At 62.7% G+C, this 26182-nt stretch carries 19 protein-coding genes; 9 read left to right on the forward strand and 10 right to left on the reverse strand.

Annotated elements, in window-relative coordinates; translation table 11 throughout:
* Positions 1-315: 315 nt before the first annotated feature.
* Entirely contained in the window at positions 316-1107 is a 792-nt protein-coding gene (paaG, locus tag G6P99_RS40220) for a 2-(1,2-epoxy-1,2-dihydrophenyl)acetyl-CoA isomerase PaaG (RefSeq protein ID WP_165126097.1), read from the forward strand.
* Positions 1108-1325: 218 nt separating this feature from the next.
* Entirely contained in the window at positions 1326-3353 is a 2028-nt protein-coding gene (paaZ, locus tag G6P99_RS40225) for a phenylacetic acid degradation bifunctional protein PaaZ (protein ID WP_165126100.1), read from the forward strand.
* A 27-nt stretch (positions 3354-3380) separates the two neighbouring features.
* On the opposite strand, the gene G6P99_RS40230 is transcribed toward paaZ, so the two are convergent.
* The 5 genes from G6P99_RS40230 to G6P99_RS40250 all read right to left on the reverse strand — a co-directional run bounded on the left by G6P99_RS40230 (position 3381) and on the right by G6P99_RS40250 (position 8946).
* The gene (locus G6P99_RS40230; RefSeq protein WP_029082733.1) at positions 3381-4040 is read right to left on the reverse strand and encodes a TetR/AcrR family transcriptional regulator; all 660 of its coding nucleotides are present in this window, start codon (positions 4038-4040) and stop codon (positions 3381-3383) included.
* A 252-nt stretch (positions 4041-4292) separates the two neighbouring features.
* A complete protein-coding gene (locus tag G6P99_RS40235; RefSeq protein WP_029082732.1) occupies positions 4293-5180 on the reverse strand; it encodes a 2-hydroxy-3-oxopropionate reductase in 888 nt (295 codons plus the stop codon).
* Between the two features lie 124 nt (positions 5181-5304).
* A complete protein-coding gene (hyi, locus tag G6P99_RS40240) occupies positions 5305-6090 on the reverse strand; it encodes a hydroxypyruvate isomerase (protein ID WP_029082731.1) in 786 nt (261 codons plus the stop codon).
* 38 nt (positions 6091-6128) lie between these two features.
* Positions 6129-7916: a glyoxylate carboligase gene (gene gcl, locus G6P99_RS40245; RefSeq protein WP_029082730.1), complete on the reverse strand. Its 1788-nt coding sequence runs from the start codon at positions 7914-7916 to the stop codon at positions 6129-6131.
* Positions 7917-8097: 181 nt separating this feature from the next.
* Entirely contained in the window at positions 8098-8946 is an 849-nt protein-coding gene (locus tag G6P99_RS40250; RefSeq protein ID WP_165126103.1) for an IclR family transcriptional regulator, read from the reverse strand.
* Between the two features lie 238 nt (positions 8947-9184).
* On the opposite strand from G6P99_RS40250, the gene G6P99_RS40255 reads away from it, so the two are divergent.
* The 6 genes from G6P99_RS40255 (at position 9185) to pyk (ending at position 15759) form a co-directional block, all read left to right on the forward strand.
* A complete protein-coding gene (locus tag G6P99_RS40255; RefSeq protein ID WP_029082728.1) occupies positions 9185-9601 on the forward strand; it encodes a CBS domain-containing protein in 417 nt (138 codons plus the stop codon).
* An 85-nt stretch (positions 9602-9686) separates the two neighbouring features.
* Entirely contained in the window at positions 9687-10706 is a 1020-nt protein-coding gene (locus tag G6P99_RS40260; RefSeq protein ID WP_029082727.1) for a 2-dehydropantoate 2-reductase, read from the forward strand.
* A gap of 5 nt (positions 10707-10711) precedes the next feature.
* Positions 10712-11494, forward strand: a complete 783-nt coding sequence (locus G6P99_RS40265) for a fumarylacetoacetate hydrolase family protein (protein WP_035977426.1) — start codon at positions 10712-10714, stop codon at positions 11492-11494.
* A gap of 77 nt (positions 11495-11571) precedes the next feature.
* Positions 11572-12933, forward strand: coding sequence for an oxalate/formate MFS antiporter (gene oxlT / locus G6P99_RS40270; protein ID WP_029082725.1), 1362 nt, complete (start codon positions 11572-11574; stop codon positions 12931-12933).
* A gap of 81 nt (positions 12934-13014) precedes the next feature.
* The gene (locus G6P99_RS40275; protein WP_165126106.1) at positions 13015-14340 is read left to right on the forward strand and encodes a glycerate kinase type-2 family protein; all 1326 of its coding nucleotides are present in this window, start codon (positions 13015-13017) and stop codon (positions 14338-14340) included.
* Between the two features lie 3 nt (positions 14341-14343).
* Positions 14344-15759 (forward strand): pyruvate kinase, encoded by a 1416-nt coding sequence (gene pyk / locus G6P99_RS40280; protein ID WP_029082723.1) that lies wholly within the window; start codon positions 14344-14346, stop codon positions 15757-15759.
* 119 nt (positions 15760-15878) lie between these two features.
* Here pyk and G6P99_RS40285 read toward each other — a convergent pair whose 3' ends face one another.
* Positions 15879-16511 carry a LuxR C-terminal-related transcriptional regulator gene (locus tag G6P99_RS40285; RefSeq protein WP_245284772.1) on the reverse strand — a complete coding sequence of 211 codons (633 nt, stop codon included), beginning with the start codon at positions 16509-16511 and terminating at the stop codon, positions 15879-15881.
* 421 nt (positions 16512-16932) lie between these two features.
* On the opposite strand from G6P99_RS40285, the gene G6P99_RS40290 reads away from it, so the two are divergent.
* Positions 16933-17850, forward strand: coding sequence for a LuxR C-terminal-related transcriptional regulator (locus tag G6P99_RS40290; RefSeq protein WP_029082721.1), 918 nt, complete (start codon positions 16933-16935; stop codon positions 17848-17850).
* Positions 17851-17981: 131 nt separating this feature from the next.
* Here the strand turns inward: G6P99_RS40290 and G6P99_RS40295 are convergent, their stop codons facing one another.
* The 4 genes from G6P99_RS40295 to galE form a co-directional block, all read right to left on the reverse strand.
* The gene (locus G6P99_RS40295; RefSeq protein ID WP_029082720.1) at positions 17982-19409 is read right to left on the reverse strand and encodes an HlyD family type I secretion periplasmic adaptor subunit; all 1428 of its coding nucleotides are present in this window, start codon (positions 19407-19409) and stop codon (positions 17982-17984) included.
* A complete protein-coding gene (locus tag G6P99_RS40300; protein ID WP_084518560.1) occupies positions 19409-22090 on the reverse strand; it encodes a type I secretion system permease/ATPase in 2682 nt (893 codons plus the stop codon). The genes G6P99_RS40295 and G6P99_RS40300 overlap by 1 nt, the downstream gene beginning before the upstream one ends.
* A 162-nt stretch (positions 22091-22252) precedes the next feature.
* Entirely contained in the window at positions 22253-24775 is a 2523-nt protein-coding gene (locus G6P99_RS40305) for a glycoside hydrolase family 16 protein (protein ID WP_165126109.1), read from the reverse strand.
* A 381-nt stretch (positions 24776-25156) separates the two neighbouring features.
* Positions 25157-26167 carry a UDP-glucose 4-epimerase GalE gene (galE, locus tag G6P99_RS40310; RefSeq protein ID WP_165126112.1) on the reverse strand — a complete coding sequence of 337 codons (1011 nt, stop codon included), beginning with the start codon at positions 26165-26167 and terminating at the stop codon, positions 25157-25159.
* Between the last annotated feature and the right edge of the window lie 15 nt (positions 26168-26182).

Raw genomic sequence — 26182 nt, forward strand, 5'->3', positions numbered from 1 at the left:
GCGCGCGAGTACAGCGGCGCGTAGCCCATCGGATCGTGATATCTATGTCGTGCCCGAAATCGCGACCGAGACCGGAATTGCCCTCGCTCGATGAGCACGAGACGCCGCGCCTTTTGAGCAGATGCAGCGCGTGACGCGCACATGCAACGGCGCAGCGCGATCCGACTTGCTGGTGTCCTGCCAAGTGCCGATCGTCGGCACGTCGCATTCCCTGCCGTTGCGCGGATAATTATAATTGACCAACCGGTTGGTCAATAGTAATCCAGTGGCAGGTCATGCGACCTTCGGCCGTAGAAGCCGCACCGGGAGGCAATCATGGTCAACGATCTCGTGTTGACCGATATCCGCGACGGGTATCGCGTCCTGACGCTCAACAGGCCCGACCGCCTGAATTCCTTCAGCGCCGAGCTGCACGCCGCATTGCTGGCGGCATTGACGGACGCCGAGCAGGACAAGTCCTGCCGCGCGCTGATCCTGACCGGCGCAGGCCGCGGGTTCTGCGCCGGCCAGGATCTTTCGGATGGCGTGTTCACGCCGGGCGAAACGCCGGATCTCTCCGCGCCAATTGAAAAATTCTACAACCCGCTGGTGCGCAAGCTGCGCAGCATCCCGATGCCGGTCGTGTGTGCGGTCAACGGCGTGGCTGCAGGCGCCGGCGCCAACGTCGCCTTTGCCTGCGACATCGTGCTCGCCGCGCGCTCGGCCAAGTTCATCCAGGCCTTCGCGAAGCTGGGGCTTGTTCCGGATTCCGGTGGCACCTGGTTCCTGCCGCGGCTGGTCGGGCCCGCCCGGGCGCGCGCCTTGGCCCTGCTGGCGGAGCCCGTCACCGCGGAGCGGGCGGAATCATGGGGCATGATCTGGAAGATGGTCGAGGATGCGGAGCTGATGACCGAGGCGCATGCGCTGGCCGCCAATCTCGCGACGCAGCCGACCGACGGCCTCGCGCTGATCGAGCAGGCACTTGATGCCTCCGAGACCAACACGCTCGACGCGCAACTCACGCTCGAGCGCGACCTGCAGGGACGCGCAGGCCGATCGGCGGACTATGCCGAAGGCGTCACCGCGTTCCTCGAGAAGCGCGCGCCGCGGTTCGCCGGCAGAGCCTAGAGCGGGATGAAGATCCTTCGAATCATCATCCCGCTCCAGCTCTTTGTTTTTGAGCATGATCTTTTCGGAAAACCGCTCCACACTTTTCCGGATCATGCTCTAGGTGCAAATTGAACGTTCCGCCGGCAACGCGAGACGCATCACTTGATCACAGTTCAGAGGAATCAACTTCGATGACACAGCCTCAATCCAGTGGCGCGCAGAGCGCGGATACCATCATGAAACTCAGCAGCTTCGTCCGCGGAAAATGGACTGGCTCCGGCGAACCCGCGGCCGAGATTCACAGTGCCGTGACCGGCGATGTGGTCGCGCTCACGTCCAGGAGCGACCTCGACATGCGCGAGATCCTCGCCTATGGCCGCACGGTCGGCGGCAACAATCTCCGCAAGCTGACGTTCCACCAGCGCGCGGGCCTGCTGAAGGCGCTGGCCGACTATCTGAGCCAGCACAAGGACCGGCTCTACAAATTGTCGTTCCAGGCGGGTTGCACACGCACCGACGCGATGATTGACGTCGATGGCGGCATCGGCACCTTGTTCGCCTATGCCAGCAAGGGCCGCCGCGAGCTTCCGAACACCAGATTCCTGCTCGACGGCAATGTCGAAGGGCTTTCAAAGGGCGGCGCATTCGCCGGCCAGCATATCGTGACGCCGTTGCACGGCGTCGCGGTGCATATCAACGCGTTCAACTTCCCGTGCTGGGGCATGCTGGAGAAGCTGGCACCGGCGCTGCTCGCCGGCGTTCCCGTCGTCACCAAGCCGGCAGCCGTCACCTCCTATGTCGCCTACGAACTGGCCCGGCTGATCGCCGAATCCAAGGCGCTGCCGGAAGGCGCGCTGCAGTTCATCGTCGGATCGACCGGCGACCTGTTCGACCACCTGACCTGCCAGGACGTGGTGTCCTTCACCGGCTCGGCCGACACGTCCGAGAAGCTGCAACGCCATCCGGTGATCGCGCGCGAAGCCGTCAGGTTCATCGCGGAACGTGATTCGCTGAACGCCGCGATCCTCGCACCCGATGCCGTGCAGGGAAGCCCGGAGTTCGACCTCTTCATCAAGGAAGTGGCCAAGGAGATGACGGTGAAAGCCGGGCAGAAATGCACGGCGATCCGCCGCGCATTGGCGCCGTCGGCGCAGATCGATGCGGTCATCACGGCGCTGCGCGACCGTCTCGCCAAAGTCACGATCGGCAATCCCGAAAACGAGAAGGTCAGGATGGGGCCGCTGGTTGGCCTCGGCCAGCGCAGCGATGTGCTTGCCCATGTGGCCAGGCTTCGCACTGAGGCCGAACTGGTGGCCGGCGATCCCGGCAATTTCCCGCTGGTCGACGCCGACGCCAAGCGCGGCGCCTTCGTCCCGCCGCTGCTGCTGCACTGCGCCAACCCGGTTGCCGCAACAGCCGTACACGAGATCGAGGCGTTCGGACCTGTCAGCACCGTGATGGGTTATGACGATCTCGACCAGGCCATCGCGCTCACCAACCGCGGCGGCGGCAGCCTCGTCGCATCGGTCTACACGCATGATATCCCGACCGCGACCGAGCTCGCCTTCGGCATCGGCAGTTTTCACGGCCGCGTTGCGATCATCGACCGCGACTGCGCGACGGAACATACCGGCCACGGCTCGCCGATGCCGCAGATGGTTCACGGCGGCCCGGGCCGCGCCGGCGGCGGCGAAGAACTCGGCGGCGTCCGCAGCCTGCAGCACTACATGCAGCGCACCGCGCTGCAGGGCTCCCCTCGCCTGCTGTCAGGCGCCACCGGCCGCTGGTTCAAGGGCAGCCCGGTGCTCGAGGGTGACCTTCACCCGTTCCGCTATCACTATGACGATCTCGAGATCGGTCGCACGCTGGTCTCGAAGGCTCGGCAGATCACACTCGACGACATCGAGCATTTCGCGCATTTCACCGGCGACACCTTCTACGCCCACATGGATGAGGAAGCGACCAAGGGACATCCGTTCTTCCCGGGCCGCGTCGCGCATGGCTATCTGCTGCTGTCGTTCGCAGCCGGCCTGTTCGTCGATCCCGACTACGGCCCGGTGCTGGCGAATTACGGGCTGGACTCGCTGCGCTTCGTGAAACCCGTCCAACCGGGTGAACAGATCCAGGTGCGGCTGACCGCGAAAGAGAAGACGCCGCGCAACAAGCAATATGGCGAAGTGCGTTGGGACGTCGAGATCACGACCGAGACCGGCGAGACCGCGGCGACCTATGAGCTTCTGACCATGAATGCGATGCGAACCTAGGATCCGCATGGATCCTAGTGCACCGCATCAGAGCAACGCGGCCTGCCGGCTCCGGCCGGCGGGCTTCGCCTTGCTGCGCGGCCGGGCAACGGCGGCAGCCGCCTCCTCCGCACCGGTCAGCACCAGCTGCACGACGAAGTCGGCATAGTCGGCGCGGGTCATCGGCCCGCCCTCGCGAAACCACATATAATGCCAGTTCAGCATGCCGAACACGCTCATCGTCAGCGGCTTGAGCACGCGCTTCTGCTTCGCCGCCGGCACGGCGGCGGCCAGCGCATCCGACATGATCCCGACCAGGATCCGCTCGCTTGCGAGCAGCGGCCGCTGCTTTTCCTCCGGCAGCAGCCTGAGGCTTGCGATCTGGACCTGATGCTCGGCGTCGGCGTGCCGGTAGAGCTCGAGCAGGGTCGTGACGATCGTCCCGAGGCGCTCAACCGGATCGCCGGCCGAGGCGCTCGCCTTGCGAACCGACGCCACCAGCCTATCGAGATGCAACGACAGGATATCGAAGAGGATCGCCTCCTTGTCGGGATAATAGTGATAGAGCAGCGCCTTCGAGACACCGCAGGCGTCGGCGATGGTATTCATCGACGTGCCGACATATCCCGATGCGGCAAACAGCTCGGCCGCTCGATGCAGCATCGAGAGGCGCTTGTCGTCATAGTCCTTGGCACGCGATCGGGCCATGTATCGTCCGTTCCACCAGCCGGCCGTTCAGCCGTCGTCGTCAGACGTGAATCAACAACGGCAAATTTCTCAGACCAGTTCGGCCCTGTCCATTGCCAGGGCGGGTCTGAGCGCCATTTATTGACCATCCGGTCGGACAATTCCATGACCTATATGGAATGGACCCCTGCGTTGCAATGCTCTGCGCAGGGCCCCGGCAGAATCCGGCGCCAGCCGGGCCTACGATGCCTCATCCATTGCTTCGCATGAAGCTCAGGCGGCTGTGACCTCGTGGCCGGCCATCACTTCCAGCGCTCTCAGAATGCCGGAATGGTCCCAGGCCTTGCCGCCGAGCGCGGTGCAGGCGTTGAACAGCTGCTGGGCTGCGGCAGTGCCCGGCAGCGACAGCCCGAGGGCCCGCGCGCCTTCCAGCGCGAGGTTGAGATCCTTCTGATGCAGCTCGACGCGGAAGCCCGGATCGAAATTGCGCTTCAGCATGCGCTCGCCGTGCACTTCAAGGATCCGGGACGACGCGAAGCCACCCATCAGCGCCTGGCGCACCAGCGCAGGATCGGCGCCGGCCTTGGACGCGAACAGCAGCGCCTCGCTCACCGCCTCGATGGTCAGCGCCACGATGATCTGGTTGGCAACCTTGGTGGTCTGGCCGTCGCCGTTGGCGCCGACATGGGTGATGTTCTTGCCCATGGTATCAAACACGGGCTTCATCGCATTGAACGCCCGCTCGCGCCCGCCAACCATGATGGTCAGGCTTGCCGCCTTTGCGCCAACCTCGCCGCCGGAGACCGGCGCGTCGAGATAGTCGGCCCCGAGTGCATCGATCTTCTGCGCGAACTCCTTGGTCGCGAGCGGCGAGATCGAGCTCATATCCACCACGATCATGCCCTTGGAGACGCCCTCGGCGACGCCACCTTTGCCGAACAGCACGGCTTCCACATGCGGCGTGTCCGGCACCATGATGATGACGGCATCGGCTTCCTGCGCCACCTGCTTGCCGGACTCGCACGCGACCGCGCCGTTCGCGATCAGGTCCGGCGGCAGAGGCGCGACGTCGTGCAAGAACAGGCGATAGCCGGCAGCCAGGAGATGGCCGGCCATCGGACGTCCCATGGTGCCCAGCCCGATGAATCCAATGTCTTTCATTGTCGTCGCTCCTGTCGGCCCGATGAGAGCGTTTTCCAGCGAAGCGGATATCCCTTCGCGTGAAGAAAACGCGTCAAAACAAAAATTGAGAGCTCCGTTCCGGTTCAATCGGAACAGAAAAGCTCTAGGTCACGAAAGTCCGCGCGGCGTGCCACGCCAGGCTCTCGAGCGTGGTCGTCCGCGGCTTGTATTCGCATCCGATCCAGCCGCGATAGCCGATGCTGTCGAGATGCTTGAACAGATATGAATAGTTGATCTCGCCGGTCCCCGGCTCATGACGGCCCGGGTTGTCGGCGAGCTGGACATGCGCGATCCGGCCGAGATGCTTCTCGAGGGTTCGCGCCAGATCGCCCTCCATGATCTGCATGTGATAGATATCGTACTGGATGAACAGGTTGGGCGACCGCACGTCGGAGATCAGCTGCACCGCCTGTTCCGTCCCGTTCAGGAAGAAGCCCGGAATGTCGAGCGTGTTGATCGGCTCGACCAGAAGCTTGATGCCATGCTGGGCGAGCGCGCCGGCGGCGAAGCGCAGATTGGATACGAGAACTTCGTGCAGCTCTGCCGCATCCGCGCCAGTGGGGGCGATGCCGACCAGGCAGTTCAGCTGCCGGCAATCCAGTGCCTTGGCATAGTCGATCGCCCGCGCGACGCCGTCGCGAAATTCATCGGTTCGATCGCGCAGGATCGCAATGCCGCGCTCGCCGGCAGCCCAATTGCCGGCCGGAAGATTGTGCAGCACCTGGGTCAGTTCGGATCGCGCCAGTTCCTCGCGCAATTCGCCTTTGTCGTAGTCATAGGGAAAAAGATACTCGACCGCGTTGAAGCCGGCGGCTTTGGCGGTCGCGAACCGATCGAGGAACGGCAGCTCGTTGAAGAGCATGGTGAGGTTGGCAGCAAATTGGGGCACGGTTGGTATCTCCGCTTGAGGCAGCGCTAATGATGTCGTCAGGCCGGCAACAGCGTTCCGGATCGTGCTGCACTCGGCACCTCATCGAGCGGAAGGTCGAGCACCTCCTCGAATTCGACGATGTTGTCGATCTCCGTTCCCATCGCGATGTTGGTGACCCGCTCGAGGATGAACTCCACCACCACGGGCACGCGGTGCTTGGCCATCAATTCGCGTGCGGTCGCGAACGCCGCCTGGGCGTCGTTCGGGTCGGTCACCCGGATCGCCTTGCAGCCCAGCCCCTCTGCGACGGTGACGTGGTCGACACCGTAGACGCCGATCTCGGGTGCGTTGATGTTCTCGAACGAGAGCTGCACGTGATAGTCCATGTCGAAGCCGCGCTGGGCCTGCCGGATCAAGCCGAGATATGAATTGTTCACGACGACGTGGATGTAGGGCAGATTGAACTGCGCCCCGACCGCAAGCTCTTCGATCAGGAACTGGAAGTCATAGTCGCCCGACAGCGCGACAATGTCGCGATCGGGGTCGGCGGCGCGCACGCCGAGCGCGGCCGGCAGGGTCCAGCCGAGCGGACCGGCTTGGCCAGCATTGATCCAGTTGCGCGGACGATAGACGTTGAGGAACTGGGCGCCCGCGATCTGCGACAATCCGATCACGGTCACGTAGCAGGTGTCGCGGCCGAAGGCCTTGTTCATCTCCTCGTAGACGCGCTGCGGCTTGATCGGGATGTTGTCGAAGTGGCTCTTGCGCAGCATCGAACGCTTGCGGTCGCGGCAGGCGGCAGGCCAGGCCTGCCGATCCCGGAGCTTCCCTGACTTGCGCCACTCCTTGGCGACGCTCACGAACATCTCCAGCGCGGCCTTGGCGTCCGACACAATGCCGAGATCCGGATTGAAAACGCGTCCGATCTGGGTCGGCTCGATGTCGACATGGACGAATTTGCGCCCCTTCGTATAAGTCTCGATCGAACCGGTATGCCGGTTGGCCCAGCGGTTTCCGATGCCGAGCACGAAGTCGGATTCCAGCATGGTGGCGTTGGCGTAGCGATGACTGGTCTGCAGGCCGACCATCCCCGCCATCAGCGCGTGATCGTCGGGAATGGCGCCCCACGCCATCAGCGTCGGGACCACCGGGACGTTGACCGCTTCCGCGAAGGCGACCAGCAACTCGGATGCATCGGCGTTGATCACGCCGCCGCCGGCCACGATCAGCGGCCGCTCCGCGGCGTTGAGCATCTCGAGCGCCTTCTCGATCTGCTTGCGGGTCGCCGTCGGCTTGTAGACCGGCAGCGGCGAATATGTCTCGTCGTCGAATTCGATTTCGGCCAGTTGCACGTCGAGCGGAAGGTCGATCAACACCGGCCCCGGCCGTCCCGACCGCATGACATGGAAGGCCTGGCTGAACACGCGCGGCACCAGCGCCGGCTCGCGCACGGTGACGGCCCATTTCGTCACCGGCTTTGCGATCGCCTCGATGTCGACGGCCTGGAAATCTTCCTTGTAGAGCCGCGCCCGCGGCGCCTGACCGGTGATGCAGAGGATCGGGATCGAATCCGCGATCGCCGAGTAGAGGCCGGTGATCATGTCGGTTCCGGCGGGTCCCGATGTGCCGATGCAGACGCCGATATTGCCCGCCTCCGCCCTTGTATAGCCTTCCGCCATGTGCGAGGCGCCTTCGACGTGCCGCGCCAGAATGTGCCGGATCGAACCGTTCCGCTTCAGCGCGGAGTAAAGCGGGTTGATCGCGGCGCCGGGAACGCCGAACGCGCACGTGATCCCTTCGCGTTCGAGAATGCGCACTGCTGCATCGATTGCTCGCATTTTCATCTGATGATCCCGCTTCGCTAGGAGTTGGCCTGAGCATGATCATCAGACCCGCACGCATCGATCTCAACGCAATCGATGGGATTTTCCACGCTATGGCAGCGCACGCGATTTCTTGCGCGGCTTCAAGCGATTAACGTCGGCGAAGAAATGGAAATCGTGATGGACGAAAATGCGGAAAGCCTCACGCCTGCTCTTGCTGCGTGCGGCTCCCGCGAAGCTCGGCCGTGAGTTCGGCTGCGATCTGGTGCACGATCGTACCGATGTCCGGCAAGCGTTCGTTCGTCAGCCGGTCCGCCGTGCCCGATACCGAAACCGCGGCAAATGGCTCGCTGCAGTCGTTGAAGACGACCGCAGCCACGCAGCGCAGGCCGAGGCGGGCCTCTTCATCATCCACCGCATAACCCTGGCGCCGCACGTTCTCCAGTTCCTTGAACAGCTCGCCTGGCCGCACGATCGACTTTTCCGTCAGCCGCGGCATGCCCTGACGGCGGATGATCGCGTTGACGTCGGCATCGGAATAGGTCGCCAGCACCGCTTTGCCCACGCCCGAGGCGATCATTGCGACGCGTCCGCCCACCTTGGTCAGCGAACGCATGATCTCCCTGCTTTCAATGCGGGACACGACGATGATGGACTCATCATCGACCACGGCCAGGTTGGCGGTTTCCCTGGTCTGGTCGCGCAGCTTGCGCAGATAGGGCAAGGCCTGCGCCGCAAAATTCCGCCGGCGCATGAAGGTCGAGCCGACCACGAAGCTTTGCGCGCCGATGTGCCATTTGGATTCGTCGCGGTCGAACTGCACGAATCTGCGGTTCTCGAGCGTCGTCAGCAGCCGATGAACGGTCGACGGCGACAAGCCGGTGCGGATCGCGAGATCGGTCAGCCGATAGCCTTCGTCGTCCTCTGCAAGCGTCTCCAGGATCTGCAGCGCACGATCGACAGATTGAACGCCGCCGTCTCGTGCGTCCGGGTCCGGCTGCGCGCGAAAATCGGGTTCGGTCGGCTTGCGCCGGATCGGCTCTCTTTTCATCACGACCCTGCCCCTAACCAGTTGCGATTCAGAACGGTATTGCGTCCGAAGGACGAGCGTCAGGTTTGGTATATGGCATGCCAATTACATCAGGAGTCAAGCTGCAGAGATCACCAGATAGGTCAGTATATTTGCCGTTTTCTTCAAAATCTTTCTGATTCTTTCGTTTGACAACTGGGATAATGTATACCACGATTATTTTACAACGACCTGATCAGACAAACGGGAGAACGCTGCCATGTACGTCGGGGACATCCTTCGCAACAGCCCGCTCCTCGTGACGATCGGCTCGAACGAAACCGTGAGCATTGCGGCGAACCTGATGTACGCGAGCAATGTCGGCGCAGTCGTGGTCAGGAACGTCTCGCGCAGCAAGGACGCCGCGGTGATCGGAATGTTCAGCGAGCGCGACGTTGTCGCTGTGATCGCCGAGCACGGCACCGGTGGGCTTGCCATGAAAGTCGCGCAGTTCATCTCGCGGCCGCTGGTGTCCTGCAATTCGCAGGACACGCTCGCGGATGCCGAACATCTCATGGGCTGTCACGGCATCCGCCATGTCCCCGTCATCGACAACGGCCGGCTCGTCGGCGTCGTCAGCATGCGGGACATCACCACTGCTTACGACGAGGCCACCTGCGCAGTGCAGGCGGCCTGACAGAATTTTCCAAGACAATTGCCACGCAACCCGGTTCGAGCCGCTGCGGCTCGAACTGTGTCCCCACTCTGCTCGCGAGGATTTCATGAGGATCTGCATCTACGGCGCCGGCGCCATCGGCGGTTATCTCGGTGTCGAATTCATGCGCGCTGGCGCCGATGTCAGCCTGGTCGCGCGCGGCGCGCACCTTGCCGCGATGCGACAGAACGGTCTGAAGCTCCTGATCGGCGACGAGGAGCGCGTGGTGCATCCGCGCTGTACCGACGACCCCGCCGAGCTCGGCGAGCAGGATTTCGTCATCGTTTGCCTCAAGGCGCACTCGATCACCGGCGTCATCGAACGCATGCAGCCCCTGCTCGGTCAGCGCACCCGCATCGTCACCGCCGTCAACGGCATTCCCTATTGGTATTTCTACAAGCACGGCGGACGGCACGAAGGATCGGCGCTCGAGAGCATCGACCCCGGCGGACGGCAATGGAAGGAACTCGGCCCCGAGCGCGCGATCGGCTGCGTGGTGTATCCCGCCACCGAAATCGAAGCGCCCGGCGTGATCCGCCACGTCTACGGCAACAACTTTCCGCTGGGCGAACCCTCCGGCGAGATCACCCCCGAGGTCGAGAGCCTGTCCGCCCTGTTCGCGGCAGCCGGCATGAAGGCGCCGGTTCTCGATCGCATCCGCGACGAGATCTGGCTCAAGCTGTGGGGCAATGTCTGCTTCAACCCGATCAGCGCCCTGACCCATGCGACCCTCGACGTGATCTGCAGCAACCCCGGCACGCGCGCGCTGTCGAAAGCGATCATGCTGGAAGCCCAGGCGATCGCGGAAAGCCTTGGCGTCAAGTTCCGGGTCGATGTCGAACGCCGCATCGAAGGTGCGCGCAAGGTCGGCGCGCACAAGACCTCGATGCTGCAGGATCTCGAGCGCGGACGTCCGGTCGAAATTGATCCGCTGATCACCGTCGTCCAGGAGATGGGCCGGATGACGGGGATTGCAACGCCCGCCCTCGATGCGGTGCTGGCCCTGGTCGCGCAGCGTACCAGGCTGGCGGGCCTCTACGACGGGGCGGCCGGCGTTGCCGAAACAAAATCGCTTGCGGTGGCGTGATCCTGATGAGCAACGTCACACGCTGGGTCCGCTTCCGCCACCATGCCGACATCGGCTTCGGGCAACTCACACCATCCGGCATCTCGGTGCACGTCGGCGACATGTTCGGCGACGCGCGGCCGACTGGACGAACGCTGGCACTCGACGCCGTCGAGCTGCTCGCACCGACGCAACCAAGCAAGATCATCGCGCTCTGGAACAATTTTCACGCGCTGGCCGCCAAGCTGAATTCGCCCGAGCCGGCCGAACCGTTGTACCTGCTGAAGGCGCCGACCAGCGTCACCGCGCCCGGCGCCGTGATCAGGCGTCCCGCGGGTTACGATGGCAAGACGACCTACGAGGGCGAGCTCGGCATTGTCATCGGCAAGACCTGCACCGCGGTCGCGCCCGAACAGGCCGACGCCTTCATCTTCGGGTACACCTGCACCAACGACGTCACCGCCGCAGACATTCTCAATCGCGATCCGACTTTCCCGCAATGGGCCCGGGCCAAGGGCTTCGATGGCTATGGCCCCTTCGGTCCCGTTGTTGCGTCGGGCCTCGATCCGGCAAGCCTTGTGGTGCGCACCATCCTCAACGGCGTAGAGCGCCAGAATTATCCGATTGCAGACATGATCTTCAGCGCGCAGGCGCTGGTCAGCAAGATTTCACACGACATGACGCTGTTGCCGGGCGACCTCATCTGCTGCGGGACATCGATCGGTGTCGGCGTGATGAAAGAGCCGGTCAATACGGTCACCGTCGCGATCGATGGAATCGGCGAACTGACCAACGAATTTTGCCAGTAAGCGGCCGCGGGACGAGAGCCCGACGCCGCCGGACTAGCAGCCATTAATACCACAAACTCCTGCTTTGGGGGGGACTTATGAACTCCAGCACGAAACCGGTATCATCGCCCGGCGGCTTCCGCTGGCTTCAACTGGCGATCGGCATCGTCTGCATGGCGATGATCGCCAACCTGCAATATGGCTGGACGCTGTTCGTCGACCCGATCGACGCGCAATATCATTGGGGCCGCGCCGCCATCCAGCTTGCCTTCACGATTTTCGTGATGACGGAGACCTGGCTTGTGCCGGTGGAAGCCTGGTTTGTCGACAAATACGGCCCGCGTATCGTCATCATGTTCGGCGGGCTGATGATCGCCCTGGCCTGGGTGCTGAACGCATACGCCTCCTCGCTCGTCACGCTCTATGCGGCAGCTGTCGTCGCCGGCATCGGCGCCGGCGCCGTCTACGGCACGTGCGTCGGCAACGCGCTGAAATGGTTTCCGGACCGGCGCGGCCTGGCCGCCGGCGCAACCGCCGCCGGGTTTGGGGCAGGCGCGGCGCTGACCGTCGTGCCGATTGCCAACATGATTGCCGCGAGCGGCTACCAGAGCGCCTTCCTGACGTTCGGCATCGGGCAGGGACTGACTGTTATCCTGCTCGCCACGTTCGTCCGTCCGCCTGATATCACCGTGTCCGCCAGAAGGAAGCAGCTCAATCTGCCGCAGACCGCCGTCGATTACACGCCGGTTCAGGTGTTGCGCGCCCCGATCTTCTGGATGATGTACCTGGTGTTCGTGATGGTGGCTTCCGGCGGCCTGATGACCGCCGCCCAGATCGGGCCAATCGCCCATGACTTCAAGATCGCCGATACTCCGGTTACGTTGGCCGGCTTCCAGATGGCGGCGTTGACGTTCGCCATCTCGCTCGATCGCGTGTTCGATGGTTTCGGTCGCCCGTTCTTCGGCTGGATCTCCGACAATATCGGCCGTGAGCACACCATGTTCATTGCGTTCGCGACGGCGGCGCTGATGTTGCTGACGCTGTCGGTCTACGGCCACATTCCGGTTGTCTTCGTGTTGGCGACGGCCGTCTATTTCGGCGTTTTCGGGGAAATCTACAGCCTGTTTCCGGCAACATCGGGCGACACGTTCGGCGCCAAATACGCGACCACCAACAACGGCATGCTCTATACCGCGAAGGGCACTGCTGCGCTGCTCGTGCCGCTGGCGAGCATCATCTCCTCCCGGTTTGGCTGGCAGGCCGTGTTCATCGTCGCAGTCGCGCTCAATGCCACCGCAGCCCTCATGGCCGTGTTCGTGATCAAGCCGCTGCGCCGCGCGTTCATTCTCGGCAGTGAAAGCACGGCACGTGCCGTGGTTGCTCGTGCGACGGCAGCTCACAGCGAAAGCGATCTGCCAAAGGGACAGCTATCGTACGACAGCCTCGAGAAGGCTCCCTGACGGAGGACTTCTCCCGGCCCGGAGCTGGGCTCGATTTGAGATGGCTGCGTCGTTCGAGAGAGCCATTGACCGTTGGACCATATGGCCGGAGTGCAGCGATTGAACGCGAAATGGACTGACCTGCGAGCCCGCACTGCGCTACGACGAATCTTCGACGCCGCAATCGCCAGCGCCGATCCAAGGATCACGATCGCATCTGCGCTGCCGGCAAAGCCCAGGGGCAGATGCATCGTCATCGGCGCAGGCAAGGCTTCGGCGGCGATGGCAGCCGGCCTCGACGCGGCATGGCCTGACGTCGACCTTTCAGGCGTCGTGGTCACACGCCACGGCCATTCGGTTCCCGCGGGCCGGATCGAGGTGCTGGAGGCATCTCACCCCGTGCCGGACGATACGAGCAAAGTTGCCGCCCTTCGCATGCTGCGTGCCGTTGAAGGACTGTCGTCGGATGATCTTGTGGTCGTGCTGATGTCCGGCGGCGGCTCGGCGCTGATGACGCATCCTGCATCCCCGATGACGCTCGCCGACAAGCAGGCGGTCAACCGGGCACTGCTTGCAAGCGGCGCGACGATTGCCGAGATGAATGTCGTCCGCAAGCATTTGTCCGCGATCAAGGGCGGGCGGCTGGCGCTGGCCGCGCGTCCCGCCCGCGTCGCGACCCTGGTGATATCGGACATTCCCGGCGACGATCCGGCGGCGATCGGTTCCGGTCCCTCACTCCCGGACAGCAGCACAAGAGCCGATGCGCAGGAGATCGTTGACCGGTTTGCAATCGACTTGCCGGCAGCAGCGCGAGTTGCACTCGAGCAGGCCGACGAGACACCCAAGCCGGGCGAGATCGACGCGGATGTCCGCATCCTTGCCGCGCCGTTCCAGGCGCTCGACGCTGCGGCCGATGTGGCCCGGGACGAGGGCCTCACCCCGATCCTCCTTGGAGATGCTATCGAGGGCGAGGCACGGGAACTCGGAGCCGTGATGGCCGGCATCGCCCGGTCGGTCGCGATGCATGCTCAGCCAGGCCAGGCCCCCGCGGTGCTGCTGTCGGGGGGAGAGACAACGGTCACGATCGGACGCGGGCCGGCGGGCCGCGGCGGCCGCAACACCGAATTCTTGCTGGGACTTGTCATCGCCCTGTCGGGCGCAGCCGATATCTGGGCCATCGCGGGAGACAGCGACGGCATCGATGGAACGGAAGATGCGGCTGGTGCTTTGATCGGTCCGGATACACTCTCGCGCGCCGCCGCGAAACGCCTCGACGCACGGGCTTGTCTGGCGGCCCATGACAGCTACACGTTCTTCGATGGCCTTGGAGACCTCGTGCGCACCGGGCCGACACTGACCAACGTCAACGATATCCGCGCCGTGCTGATCGGAGCCGGCAAGCCGGGAATCAAGTTAAGGATGAGGTGACCCATGCGTCGTCATCGACGGGCCAAGATCGTTGCAACCGTCGGCCCCGCAAGCAGTTCTCCCGAAATGCTCAAGGCGCTGCTGGAAGCGGGCGTCGATACGTTCCGCCTGAATTTCAGCCACGGAACCCAGAGCGATCACGCCAGGATTCACGCCGCGATCCGAAAGCTGGAACAGGAAGTCAACCGGCCCATCGGCATTCTGCTGGATCTGCAAGGCCCGAAGATCCGCGTCGGCACCTTGCGCGATGGCAAGATCACCGTCGCGGCCGGAGAGACCATCCGCTTCGTACTGTCCGGGTCGGATGGGGATCGTGGCGCGATTCCGCTCCCGCATCGCGAAATCTTTGCGGCCGTGGCTCCCGGTCACGATCTCTTGATCGACGACGGCAGGGTCCGCGTTCGCGTCACCGGGCTGGGTGACGATTTCATCGAAGCCAAGGTGATCGTCGGTGGCACGATCTCGAACCACAAGGGCGTCAATCTGCCGGGGACGGTGCTTGATCTTTCACCGCTGACGACAAAGGACCGTCTCGATCTGGAGTTCGGCCTGAAACTCGGCGTCGACTGGGTCGCCTTGTCGTTCGTGCAAAAGCCCTCCGATATCATCGAGGCGAGAAGCCTGATCGGCGACCGCGCCGGTCTGATGGCCAAGATCGAGAAGCCAGCAGCGCTTGAGCGGATCGACGATATCATCCAGCTGTGCGACGCCATCATGGTTGCGCGGGGCGACCTCGGCGTCGAGATTCCACACGAAGACGTGCCGGGCCGTCAGAAAGAACTGGTGCGGGCCTGCCGGCTTGCCGTGAAGCCCGTGATCGTCGCAACGCAAATGCTGGACTCCATGGTCGCCGCCCCCACGCCGACCCGCGCCGAGGTCTCCGACGTTGCGACCGCCATCTATGATGGCGCCGACGCGGTGATGCTGTCGGCGGAATCTGCCACCGGCCGCTATCCGCAGGAGGCGGTCGAGATGATGGACCGCATCATTCGCAGCACCGAGCAGCACAAGATGTACCGCTCCATCGTCGAGGCGACCCAGCCGGGCGAAGAGCAGACCGCGCCCCATGCTGTGGCAACGGCCGCGGCCGACCTCGCTTCCGTCGTTCACGCCAAGGCCATCGTGGCCTATACGTCGAGCGGAACGACCGCCGCGCGCGTGGCGCGCAAGCGGCCGAGCTTGCCGATCCTCGTCATCACCCCGAGCCGCGAAGTGTCCCGCCGCCTGTGCCTGCTGTGGGGCGCGCACAGCGTGCTGTCCGACGACGTTCGCAGCTATGAGGAGATGGTCGAACGCGCGACTGCATTCGCGCTTGCGGAGCAATTCGCATCAAGCCGGGATCTGCTGGTTGTCGTCGCCGGCATTCCGTTTGGACAAGCGGGTACGACAAACAATCTGCGCGTCGTTTCGCTCCCGTGACAGAACCAGGATTGCGTCATCAGCCCATCGCCAAGCTCGTGGTTTGCCGGAGCAACGCGTGGGCCATGCCAGCGAGAAAGCGCTGCCGTTCCTCCCAAGATCAGCCGGTATCTCATCCGTCAGGTAGAGGATGAGATCGCGAGCGTGGCAAGAACGGTCCTGTTGCTGATCTCGAGCTTGCGGAAGATGTGGTGGAGATGAACCTTGATGGTTCCGTCGGCCACCTTCAGACGGCGGCCAATCTCCTTGTTCGACAAGCCTTCCGACACCAAACGCATGATCTGACGTTCGCGCTCCGTCAGCACCGCAAGATACTTCTCCGGGATTGCTGTTCGCTCACGAGAGATGACTTCCTCGGACGCGGGCGACGGCAACACTCGCTGGCCGTCGGCGACCTGCCGCAACATCTGTATGAGCGTTTCAGGCTCCTCCTCGCTCAGGATGACGCCGTAAGCGCCCGCTGCCGCCAACATGGCGAGATCGGGATCCTCAACAGAGGTAGCGAGGAACACGAGCCGCACACCAGGCGTCCCGGAATTTGCGATATCGGGCGTGGCCTGCGCAAAAATGTCAGGCATCGACATGTCCAAAATAGCGATGTCGGGCGCGAGGCTCCGGATTGCCTTGAAACAGCTCGCTCCATCATTGCAGCGAGCAACAACTTTGAAATCACGCTCTGCTTCGAGCAGGCAATTCAGACCCAATAAAACGACCGGATATCTGCTAGCAATTACCACACGACTGAAATTCATTTACGTCCAATCCTCAGTCCCTCCAATTCAGCAAGGCGCCCATTTCATTAAGAAGCTACTCCAATATGAGGCTTTTCAGTAAGCTTTTGTTGTTGCGGCGCCCCGTGAATTTACTGGCCGAGCGCCCAAGCACAAGCGATTTTGCGCAACGTTTGATTGCAGCGACGGACCAAATTAACCCTAAGCGAGCGTCCAAAATGCCTATAACCAACGGTATATAGGGATATTGGGGATTAGCATTTAAAATTCCTAAATATTGAGAGACTGGGCTCGGGATTTTTCGTCCCAAATTTGTGTCCAAATCTACCAAGTCTGAAGAGTGGTTTTGTTGCGTTTTTTTAGCTGGGCGGTCCATCAAGAAGAATGAGCCGGATTCAACTGACCCGCCCCCTGTATCATTGTAGCGTCCGGGAGAGTTTCCATGAGACGGCGATATCCTTTTACTGCTGTGCTTGTTGGTGAAAATAGTCTTCGTAAAGAAGGTCTTGCCAGAATTCTAAATTCCGAGAATTTTCAAGTCCTTACTTCAATAACCGATGCCAACGATTTGCTAGGCGATGACGCGCTTCAGAAGGTGCCCGTTGCTTCGGCATTGTTTCTGATTGTTCACAATGGCGATGATTTTCGCCCGACAATCGAGCAAATCGACTCCCTCAAGCGCCGTCACGCGGACGGACGCGTGGCGGTCGTCGCAGATCAATATCGACTGAGCGATCTGGCGGCCGCATTCCGGGCCGGTGCCACCGGATATTTCATCGACGTGATGAACTGTGACGCGTTCATCAAGTCCATCGAGCTCGTCATGATGGGCGGGACGGCATTCCCGCCGGCATTCCTCACCTCCGCCCTCGATGCCGAGAAGCGCGACGTGGACGATGCTCCCGCACCCGCCGATGCCAATCATGTCGTCGCAAAGGCGGATGACAAGCTTGCCCAGCAACTTTCGCCGCGGGAAATTTCAATTCTGCAGTGCCTGATCGAAGGCGATTCCAACAAGTGCATCGCGCGCAAGATCAGCATTGCCGAAGCCACGGTGAAGGTTCACATCAAGGCGATCCTTCGGAAGATCCGGGTTCAGAACAGAACCCAGGCAGCGATCTGGGGGTTGAACCATCGGTCTGCGGCGTGGGCGAACAACAACAGGGCCACGCATCAGGCCGCTGATGGAGCTGAGCGGCCTCTCCCTCCTCAGAGAGAACTTCCCAAGATCGCGCTGGCGGGTCGGCCGGCACCACTTGGCACAATCGACCACGCAGCGAACTATTTTGACGTGTCGCTCACAAACGGCCACGTCCGCAAGGACTCAAAAATTGACGGGGCGATCCGGCTACGTAAATAGCCGAAACCCGTCCAGTTCGGCATCCCGCCGGGTAACCTTCGGCGGGATGACGGGCTTCGACTGTATGCCGCACAGATCGATGCGATGCGCGACGGCCAACACGGCGGTTCGCGCAAACGTCGGCGGTTTGCTTATCGTTCCCGCAACGATTCCTGCTGGTGTCTTGCCAACGGCGAGAGCAGATAGCTGATGATCCTGCGGGTACCCGTCTTGATCTCAACCGTCACCGCCATGCCAGGACCGAGCTTGACTTGCTTGTCCTCGACCTGCATCTGCGTGCGGTCGAGGGAGACACGCGCAGCATATTCCAGCTCCTGGCCTCTCGACTCGCTGCCACTCTGCACGCTCCCCTGCGCCCGATCATTCGACGCGCTCTGCGGTCTGTCGCGCGTGATCGCGTCCGACGATACGCTGAGGACTTCGCCGTGGAGGAGCCCGTAACGGGTGAAATTGAATGTATCGACCTTGATCTCCACCTGCTGTCCCGGATGAACAAATCCGATATCGCGATTGGAGAGCATGGCTTCGATCTCGAGATGGCTCTCGCTGGGAACCACCACGGCCAGCGCCTGCGCCTGCGCGACCACGCCTCCTACCGTGTGAACGGCAAGTTGCTGCACCACGCCATCGACCGGCGCCGTCAAATGCTGCAGCTTTGTACGCTGCTCCGCCTTCACCACCTCTTGCGCAACGCCCGCAGCCTTCTGCTCCGCTTTCGCAAGAGCATCATAGGTCGTACGCCGATATTCGGCGGCGGACCTTTCCCTCGTTTCCTTCAGCAAGGCAATGGCGGCGTCGGACTCGTGCAGCCGGCTCTGCTGCAGGATGAGATCCTGCTGAAGGCCGACCAGGTCCTGATACTCGGAGAGATAGGTAACCTTGGAGCCGAGCGCCTTGTCGAGCAGCGTTTTCCGGATTTCGACCCGCTCGGTGAGCACCGGTATCGTGGCCTGGATCTTCCCGACGTTCGCAGAAATGGTCGACCGTTCGGCGTCCTTCTGGCCTTGCTGCCGCTCGATCTCGGCAAGCTTGGCCTGCTGCTCCGCGCGCTGGCTGATCAGAAACTGACGATGCAGATCGATATCCGCGGCGCTTGCGCCGCGCGGCGGCTGGAAAGCCGCGAGCGGATCGTCCGCGAGCGCCGCGCGAAGCCGCGCAACTTCCAGTTCGGCGGCCAGGAGATCGCTGCGGTAACGTTCCTGATCGGCTCCCGTCATCGTGGGATCCAGCTCGATCAGGACATCGCCGGCCTTGACCCGCTGTCCGTCTCGCACATGGATCGCACGCACGACGCCCGACTCGAACGGCTGAATGAGCTTGGTGCGCCCACCCGGCACGATCTTGCCGGTCGCCGTTGCGACGATATCGACGTGACCGAGCGATGCCCATAGCAGCGCGACGCAAAATGCCGCGATAATGCTCGCCCCAATCGCGCGCCCGATCGGTGACGGCGGCGATTCGGTGATCTCAAGCGCCGCTGGAAGAAACGCTATCTCCTGCTCGCGTCGGCGAACCTCGGCTTTTGGAAACGGGATGATGTTCCGGCTGGCGAGCGTCATTAGATACCTGCCTGCAGCTGGTGCAGTCTCGCGTAGCGCCCATTCGAGCGGATCAACTCATCATGGTTGCCGTCCTCGACGATGCGGCCATGTTCGACCGAGATGATCCGGTTTGCGTGACGAACGGTGGAAAGCCGATGCGCGATCATGAAAACGGTCCGGCCGGCAGAAATACGCTTCATGTTCTGCTGGATCGCGCGCTCGCTTTCGTAGTCCAGCGCACTGGTCGCCTCGTCGAAAATGAGGATGCGTGGATCGGTGACCAGCGCCCGGGCAATCGCGATGCGCTGGCGCTGTCCGCCGGAGAGACTGCTGCCGCGTTCGCCCACGACGGTGTCATACCCCTCGGGCAGTTCCAGGATGAAGTCGTGGGCGCCGGCGAGCGAGGCCGCCGCGATGACACGCTCCATCGGCATGGCCGGGTCAGCGAGCGCGATGTTCTCGCGAATCGAGCGATTGAAAAGCACGTTCTCCTGCAGCACGACGCCGATCTGACGCCGAAGCCAGGCGAGATCGACCATCGCAAGATCGACGCCGTCGATAAGCACGCGCCCGCTTTCCGGCACGTAGAGACGCTGAATCAGCTTCGCGATGGTGCTTTTGCCAGAACCGGAAGACCCAACAATTCCAATAACTTGTCCGGGATCGACACTGAAGGATACGTTGTGCAGCACCTCGGGACCGTCGAGGCGATAGCGGAACGTGGCGTGCTCGAACGAGACCTGGCCACGGATCGCCGGCAGCGCAGCGCGGCCGGGACTGGAGCTCGGCTCGGGAATGGTGTTGAGGATGTCGCCAAGCCGATCGATCGACAGCCGCGCCTGATGGAAATCCTGCCATATCTGCGAAAGCCGCAGCACCGGCATGCTCACGCGTGACGCCAGCATGTTGAATGCGACGAGTTCACCGACCGTCAGCGCGCCGTCGATCACGAGCCGGGCGCCGAAATACAGGGTTGCCGCCACGACCAGCTTGTTGATCATCTGGACCGACTGGCTTGCCGTATTGTTCAAGCTCAGCACGCGAAAGCTCGCGGCCACATAGGCGGCGAGTTGCTCCTCCCAGCGACGCTGCATTTGCGGCTCGACCGCCATGGCCTTCAGCGTTTCGACGCCGGAGACGCTCTCGACCAGGAAAGCCTGGTTCTCGGAACCGCGATCGAATTTCTCGTCGAGGCGCCGGCGAAACAGCGGCGCGGCGCCCGCCGAAATGCCGATATACAACGGGAACGACGCCAATACGATGAACGTCAGCGTCGTGGAGTAGTAGAACATCACCGCGAGGAACACGACGGTGAACAGCAGATCGATCACGAGCGTGAGCGCCGAGCTGGTCAGGAACTGACGGATATTCTCCAGCTCGCGGACGCGCGCCACGGAATCGCCGACACGGCGGGTCTGGAAATATGCAATCGGCAACGCCATCAAGTGATGGAACAGCCGGGCGCCAAGCTCCACGTCGATACGATTGGTCGTGTGCGCGAACAGATAGACGCGCAGCGTCCCGAGGATGGTCTCGAAGACCGTGAGCGCGACAAGGCCTGCGACCAGCACGTCGAGCGTGCTCATGCCGCGATGCACGAGCACCTTGTCGATGACCACCTGGAAGAACAGCGGCGAGACGACCGCGAAGACCTGGAGGAAGAACGATGCGACCAGGACCTCGCTGAGCAGGCGACGATACTTGTGGATTGCGCCGAAGAACCAGCTGATATCAAAGCGCCGAGAGGTATCCGTCAACGCCGCGCGCCGCGTCATCAAGATGACGTCGCCATTCCACACGGCCTCAAGCTCGGCCTGTGTCATCATCTGAGGTTGGGGATGCGATGGACGCTGAACGAGGAGCTTGTCGTCGACGACCTTGCCGAGAACCAGGAATCCGCCGTCGCGCAACACGGCGATCCCCGGGAGCGGCGTTACAGCAAGCCGATTCCAGCTGGTTTTCTGCAACCGGGCCTTCAGCCCGAAACTCCTGGCGCAGCGGACGATGTCGGTGACGCCGAGGCGGGCCGCACCGGTCCGGTGTCGAATCTGGTCCGGGTCGGCCGCGATCCCGTGGCAACGCAGCATGACCGCCAGCGCCATCGGCCCCGAGTCGTCGCCGCTGTCAGGTTCGATTGCGCTTGTCTCAACCGCGACATCGCGGCGCGCGGACCACATTGGAAGCTCGCGGACGCGTCGCAGCAGGCTCTCGCGCAGCTGCCGCAGTCGCGGCAGGCTCTCGCCCAGCTGCCGCATCAGATTGCGCCCGCGCGCGCTCAAACCAGCGAGCAGATCAAGCGCCTGGTGCGCGACCGGACGTGAATCGGCCGAGATCAGACGGCCGTCCCAGATTTCCTCGAATTCGGCGCGCGTGACGCGCCGCGGATGCGACGACGACGGGTGCAGCACAAGCGCTTCGTTGCCGTCGACTTTGCCGAGCAGCAGAAATCCACCATCCCGCAGCGCCGCGATTCCGGGCAACCGGATATTCGCAAGCCGCGTCCAATCCGTCGTCCACGAGCAGGCCTTGAGATCAAATTCGCCGGCGCAGCGCAGCATTGCGCGGATATCGATCGCCCGGCTTCCGCAAAGATCACGGATCCTGTCGAAGTCAGTGCTCACACCATGAAGTCGCAAGAACAGAACCAGGGCCCGGAGCCCAAGGTCTGCGGCATCGGCATTTCCATTCTGGATCGCCATAATCAACTCAATCGTTATGCGGTCACGCGACCGGCTTCAACAATTCCCTTTCAAGCATTCACAAAAAGCGAGACCGCGCCAGACCCATTTGCGGAAGCGGTCGAACCCGGTTTCCACGCCGCTGATCGGCGGCGTGGAAACCTTGCCGGGTGAGCCGCCGCATCAATGCTGCGGCTTGCTCAGATACGATTGTTCGTTCCAGCCCCCTGCCTGCGCAGCGGCCGTGAGGAGCTGCCCCACACCACTGCTACCGTGATGACTTGCCAGATACTGGCTCAGCACCGCAAAGTTCAGATTCGCCGATGCGCTGATGGTGGAAGACGATGGCGGCGGGTCCGTCACCGTGATGCTCTGCGACGCAGACCTCGTGACGGAGCCGGTCGACGGGTCCCTTCCAGTCGCCGTGATGGAGAGTGTAGCAACCGGATGGTCGCTGCCCCGGTAGTTCGATTGCAGCGTCAATCCACTTTCGACCTGCGCGGCGGTCAGCGTGATGTCTCTCCCGCCCCTGTATGTCCGGCCATCGAGGTTGTCGGTGATGGTCTCGTACCTCGGCAACCCCTTGATGGTCACGGTCACAGCATCATTCGGGTCGGTGGTCGCCACCTTGACGCCCAGGTCGACGGTCCCGCCTCTTCCGTCCACCGACAGCGAGGTATCCGCGATCATGAGCACCGGCGCGACGGACGACGTCGGCGTTGACGGCGCCGTGACGCTCGGAGATATCTGGAGACCGGCGAACGTCTTCACTGCGCCGGCAAGATTCGCTGCGGCACCGCCGGCGTCCTTGATGCTCGCGCCGCTGGGCAGGTTGACCCCGGTGATGGCAAGGGCGGACGTCTGAGTATCGGTCGACGCAACGGTCGTTCGGAAGGTGAGCGCACTGGTCCCCGAACCGCTGACATAGGTAGCCGTGCTTCCGTCATTGAGCGACAGCGTCGGTTTGCCGGCCACATTCACGGCCTCGTTGAACCCGAGCGTGAATGTCACGGTATCGCCAACATGCTCGACCCCCGTCCCCGGCGAGGCGACAACCTGCGTCACCGTCGGCGTAACCGCTGGCGTGGTCGGCTGAGACGGTAGCGTGGGGCTCGTCGGATCGATCTGGAGACCGGCGAACGTCTTCACCGCACCGGCAAGATTCGCAGCGACGCCGCTGGCGTCACGGATGGTCGCACCGCCCGCAAGGCTGACCCCGGTGACGGCAAGGGCCGACGTCGCTGTATTGGTCGACGCAACGGTCGTTCGGAAGGTGAGCGCACTGGTCCCCGAACCGCTGACATAGGTAGCGGTGCTTCCGTCATTGAGCGTCAGCGTCGGCTTGCCAACCACGTTCACGGCCTCGTTGAACCCGAGCGTGAATGTCACGGTATCGCCAACATGCTCGACACCCGTCCCCGGCGAGGCGACAACCTGCGTCACCGTCGGCGTAACCGCTGGCGTGGTCGGCTGAGACGGTAGCGTGGGGCTCGTCGGATCGATCTGGAGACCGGCGAACGTCTTCACCGCACCGGCAAGATTCGCAGCGACGCCGCTGGCGTCATGGATGGTCGCACCGCCCGCAAGGCTGACCCCGGTGACGGCAAGGGCCGACGTCGCTGTATTGGTCGACGCAACGGTCGTTCGGAAGGTGAGCGCGCTGGTCCCCGAACCGCTGACATAGGTAGCGGTGCTTCCGTCATTGAGCGTCAGCGTCGGCTTGCCGACCACGTTCACGGCCTCGTTGAAGGCGAGCGTCAATGTAACGGAATCGCCAACATGCTCGATACCCGTCCCCGGTGAAGCCGTAACCGACGTTACCGCCGGCGTAACCGTTGGCGTGGTCGGCTGGGTCGGTGGCGGGGGTGTCGTCGCACTGACGTTCGCTCCAGTAACGGAGCCGGCGCTGCCGGGCAATCGATAGAGCTGGATCTCGTCGATCTGCATCTGCATCGTCGAGGGGGTAGAGCCATCAAGCGCAGTATGCCAGCCGGCCGCGTTTGAATTCGCGACCTGATTGCTCATGATCAGCTGCATCGGCTGGTTCGGAATCTGCACCTGCGCGCTGGTCACCGTCGCGATCTGTCTTCCGTCGAGGTACCAGGTGATCGATTGGCCGGGCACCCAATTGATGCCGTAGGTATGGAAGCCGGCCGTGAGATCGACGCCGGTGTCGACAACACCGCCGACCGTCCCTGACGGCGAGTGAAGATGCCAGGAGAAGGCCTGGTTTGCCGGTCCCGAGCCGGTATATCCCCCCTCCTGGATATCGATCTCGAAATTGTCGCCGCTGCTCGAGCCCGCGCCGGGCATCAGCCAAAGCCCTGGCCACGCACCATTGCCGCTCGGCGCCTTCATGCTGATCTGAAGGTAACCGCCGTTAAACTCGAAGTTGCCGTAGCTGCTGACGGCGCCCGACGTAATCGGAAATGACTGCACCGAGCCCTGATTCATGCCGGTGACGGTCTGCTTGGCCGCTGTGAGATTCAGCAGACCGTTGCTCACGGTCACCTGGCTCGGCATGTCGTAATCGGCATCGTACGCGCCGCCCGGCCCGCTTCCACCCGATCCATAGCTGTTCCACGCCCAACCGTTGGCGGCGCGGCTCGTGATGTAGGTGTGCCAGTCGCTGTCTAGCGAACTGGAAAAGGTATCCTGATAGACGAGATTGCTTGAGGTAAAGCCTGCTGGTGCGGCAAGGGCCATTCCATGTTCCTTCCAAGGATTGAACCGAGAATTCCACCGTCGCGAACCGCGCGACGTACCGCATGCTCGCAGCGCATGGCGCCGCGGGCAGATTTCAGTCCAGTAGCGATTCGGTGGTACGCCCCTTCGACTGCTAGGTCGGTTGGCTAAAGATCAAGTATGGCGAAAAATCGTTTCAAAATGATCTTCTCACAGGCGTTTTTCGCGCACGCGCCCCATTCGGACGGTACGTCGACGCTCAATCTTAACATTTGCTAGGATTTAATTCTTTGCGGCGGCTATGCGAAAAAGCCGTTACGTGGAGGCCGCGTTGACAAAGTGGCAAGGGTGCCATCCGCCAAGACGCCGCGATCACGCAGGCGTGTGTGGACCACTCACGTGCTAGATGTCGCGGTAACCGTCGGGATTCTTCAGCTGCCAGTGCCAATGATCGGCGCACATCTGCGCCAGCGACCGCGCCGATTTCCAATCCAGCGTTCGTTGCGCAAAGCTCGGATCGGCGCAGCAGATCGCGACATCGCCGGTGCGGCGATCTGCGATCTCGTACGGAATTGACCTGCCGCTCGCGGTCTCGAACGCGCGAACGACCTCCAGGACGCTGCTGCCGCTTCCCGTTCCCAGATTGACTGTGAACACGCCGGGCTGCTCGAGGTGGCGTAAGACACTGAGATGGCCGGCAGCAAGGTCGACGACATGAATGAAATCCCGGATACCGGTGCCGTCCGGAGTGTCGTAGTCGTTGCCCCAGATCCTCAGCTTCGCACGCCTTCCGATCGCCACCTGTGCCACAAGCGGCACCAGATTGTTCGGAACGCCGATCGGGTCTTCTCCGACAAGGCCGCTCTCGTGCGCGCCGGCCGGATTGAAATAGCGCAGGATGCCGATGCGCCAATCGTCCTCGGAGCGATAGAGATCCTTCAGCATTTCCTCGACGATCAGCTTGGTGCGACCGTATGGATTGGTCGGCGCGAGCGGATGCCTCTCGTCAAGCGGCAGATAGGTTGGCATGCCGTAAACGGTGGCGGACGAGCTGAAGACAAGCGTCTTGACCTTCGCCCGTTTCATTGCCGACACGAGCCGCATCGTCCCCACGACATTGTTGTCGTAATAGGTCATGGGATCAGCGCTGGACTCGCCAACCGCCTTCAGCCCCGCAAGGTGGATGACCGCGGTCACGCCACATGCGCGAAGCACCTCGAAGACGGCCTCTTCATCCCGGATGTCGACGTGTCGGAAAACAGGCGCTCGCCCGCAGATCGCTTCGACCCGGTCGAGAGAGGCCCGGTTGCTGTTGCAGAGATTGTCGATCGCCACGACATCGAAGCCCGCGTCCAGCAATGCGATGCAGACATGGGACCCGATATAGCCAGCGCCTCCCGTCAACAAGATCATATCATCACCGTGTCA

The organism is Bradyrhizobium sp. 6(2017) (genome assembly GCF_011058295.2).
Lineage (GTDB): Bacteria > Pseudomonadota > Alphaproteobacteria > Rhizobiales > Xanthobacteraceae > Bradyrhizobium > Bradyrhizobium septentrionale.

Coding starts and splice junctions, on each gene's coding strand:
- paaG (WP_165126097.1), top strand. CDS start 316: ATGGTCAACGATCTCGTGTTGACCGATATCCGCGACGGGTATCGCGTC.
- paaZ (WP_165126100.1), top strand. CDS start 1,326: ATGAAACTCAGCAGCTTCGTCCGCGGAAAATGGACTGGCTCCGGCGAA.
- G6P99_RS40230 (WP_029082733.1), bottom strand. CDS start 4,040: ATGGCCCGATCGCGTGCCAAGGACTATGACGACAAGCGCCTCTCGATG.
- G6P99_RS40235 (WP_029082732.1), bottom strand. CDS start 5,180: ATGAAAGACATTGGATTCATCGGGCTGGGCACCATGGGACGTCCGATG.
- gcl (WP_029082730.1), bottom strand. CDS start 7,916: ATGAAAATGCGAGCAATCGATGCAGCAGTGCGCATTCTCGAACGCGAA.
- G6P99_RS40250 (WP_165126103.1), bottom strand. CDS start 8,946: ATGAAAAGAGAGCCGATCCGGCGCAAGCCGACCGAACCCGATTTTCGC.
- G6P99_RS40255 (WP_029082728.1), top strand. CDS start 9,185: ATGTACGTCGGGGACATCCTTCGCAACAGCCCGCTCCTCGTGACGATC.
- G6P99_RS40260 (WP_029082727.1), top strand. CDS start 9,687: ATGAGGATCTGCATCTACGGCGCCGGCGCCATCGGCGGTTATCTCGGT.
- G6P99_RS40265 (WP_035977426.1), top strand. CDS start 10,712: ATGAGCAACGTCACACGCTGGGTCCGCTTCCGCCACCATGCCGACATC.
- oxlT (WP_029082725.1), top strand. CDS start 11,572: ATGAACTCCAGCACGAAACCGGTATCATCGCCCGGCGGCTTCCGCTGG.
- G6P99_RS40275 (WP_165126106.1), top strand. CDS start 13,015: ATGGCCGGAGTGCAGCGATTGAACGCGAAATGGACTGACCTGCGAGCC.
- pyk (WP_029082723.1), top strand. CDS start 14,344: ATGCGTCGTCATCGACGGGCCAAGATCGTTGCAACCGTCGGCCCCGCA.
- G6P99_RS40285 (WP_245284772.1), bottom strand. CDS start 16,511: ATGAATTTCAGTCGTGTGGTAATTGCTAGCAGATATCCGGTCGTTTTA.
- G6P99_RS40290 (WP_029082721.1), top strand. CDS start 16,933: ATGAGACGGCGATATCCTTTTACTGCTGTGCTTGTTGGTGAAAATAGT.
- G6P99_RS40295 (WP_029082720.1), bottom strand. CDS start 19,409: ATGACGCTCGCCAGCCGGAACATCATCCCGTTTCCAAAAGCCGAGGTT.
- G6P99_RS40300 (WP_084518560.1), bottom strand. CDS start 22,090: ATGGCGATCCAGAATGGAAATGCCGATGCCGCAGACCTTGGGCTCCGG.
- G6P99_RS40305 (WP_165126109.1), bottom strand. CDS start 24,775: ATGGCCCTTGCCGCACCAGCAGGCTTTACCTCAAGCAATCTCGTCTAT.
- galE (WP_165126112.1), bottom strand. CDS start 26,167: ATGATCTTGTTGACGGGAGGCGCTGGCTATATCGGGTCCCATGTCTGC.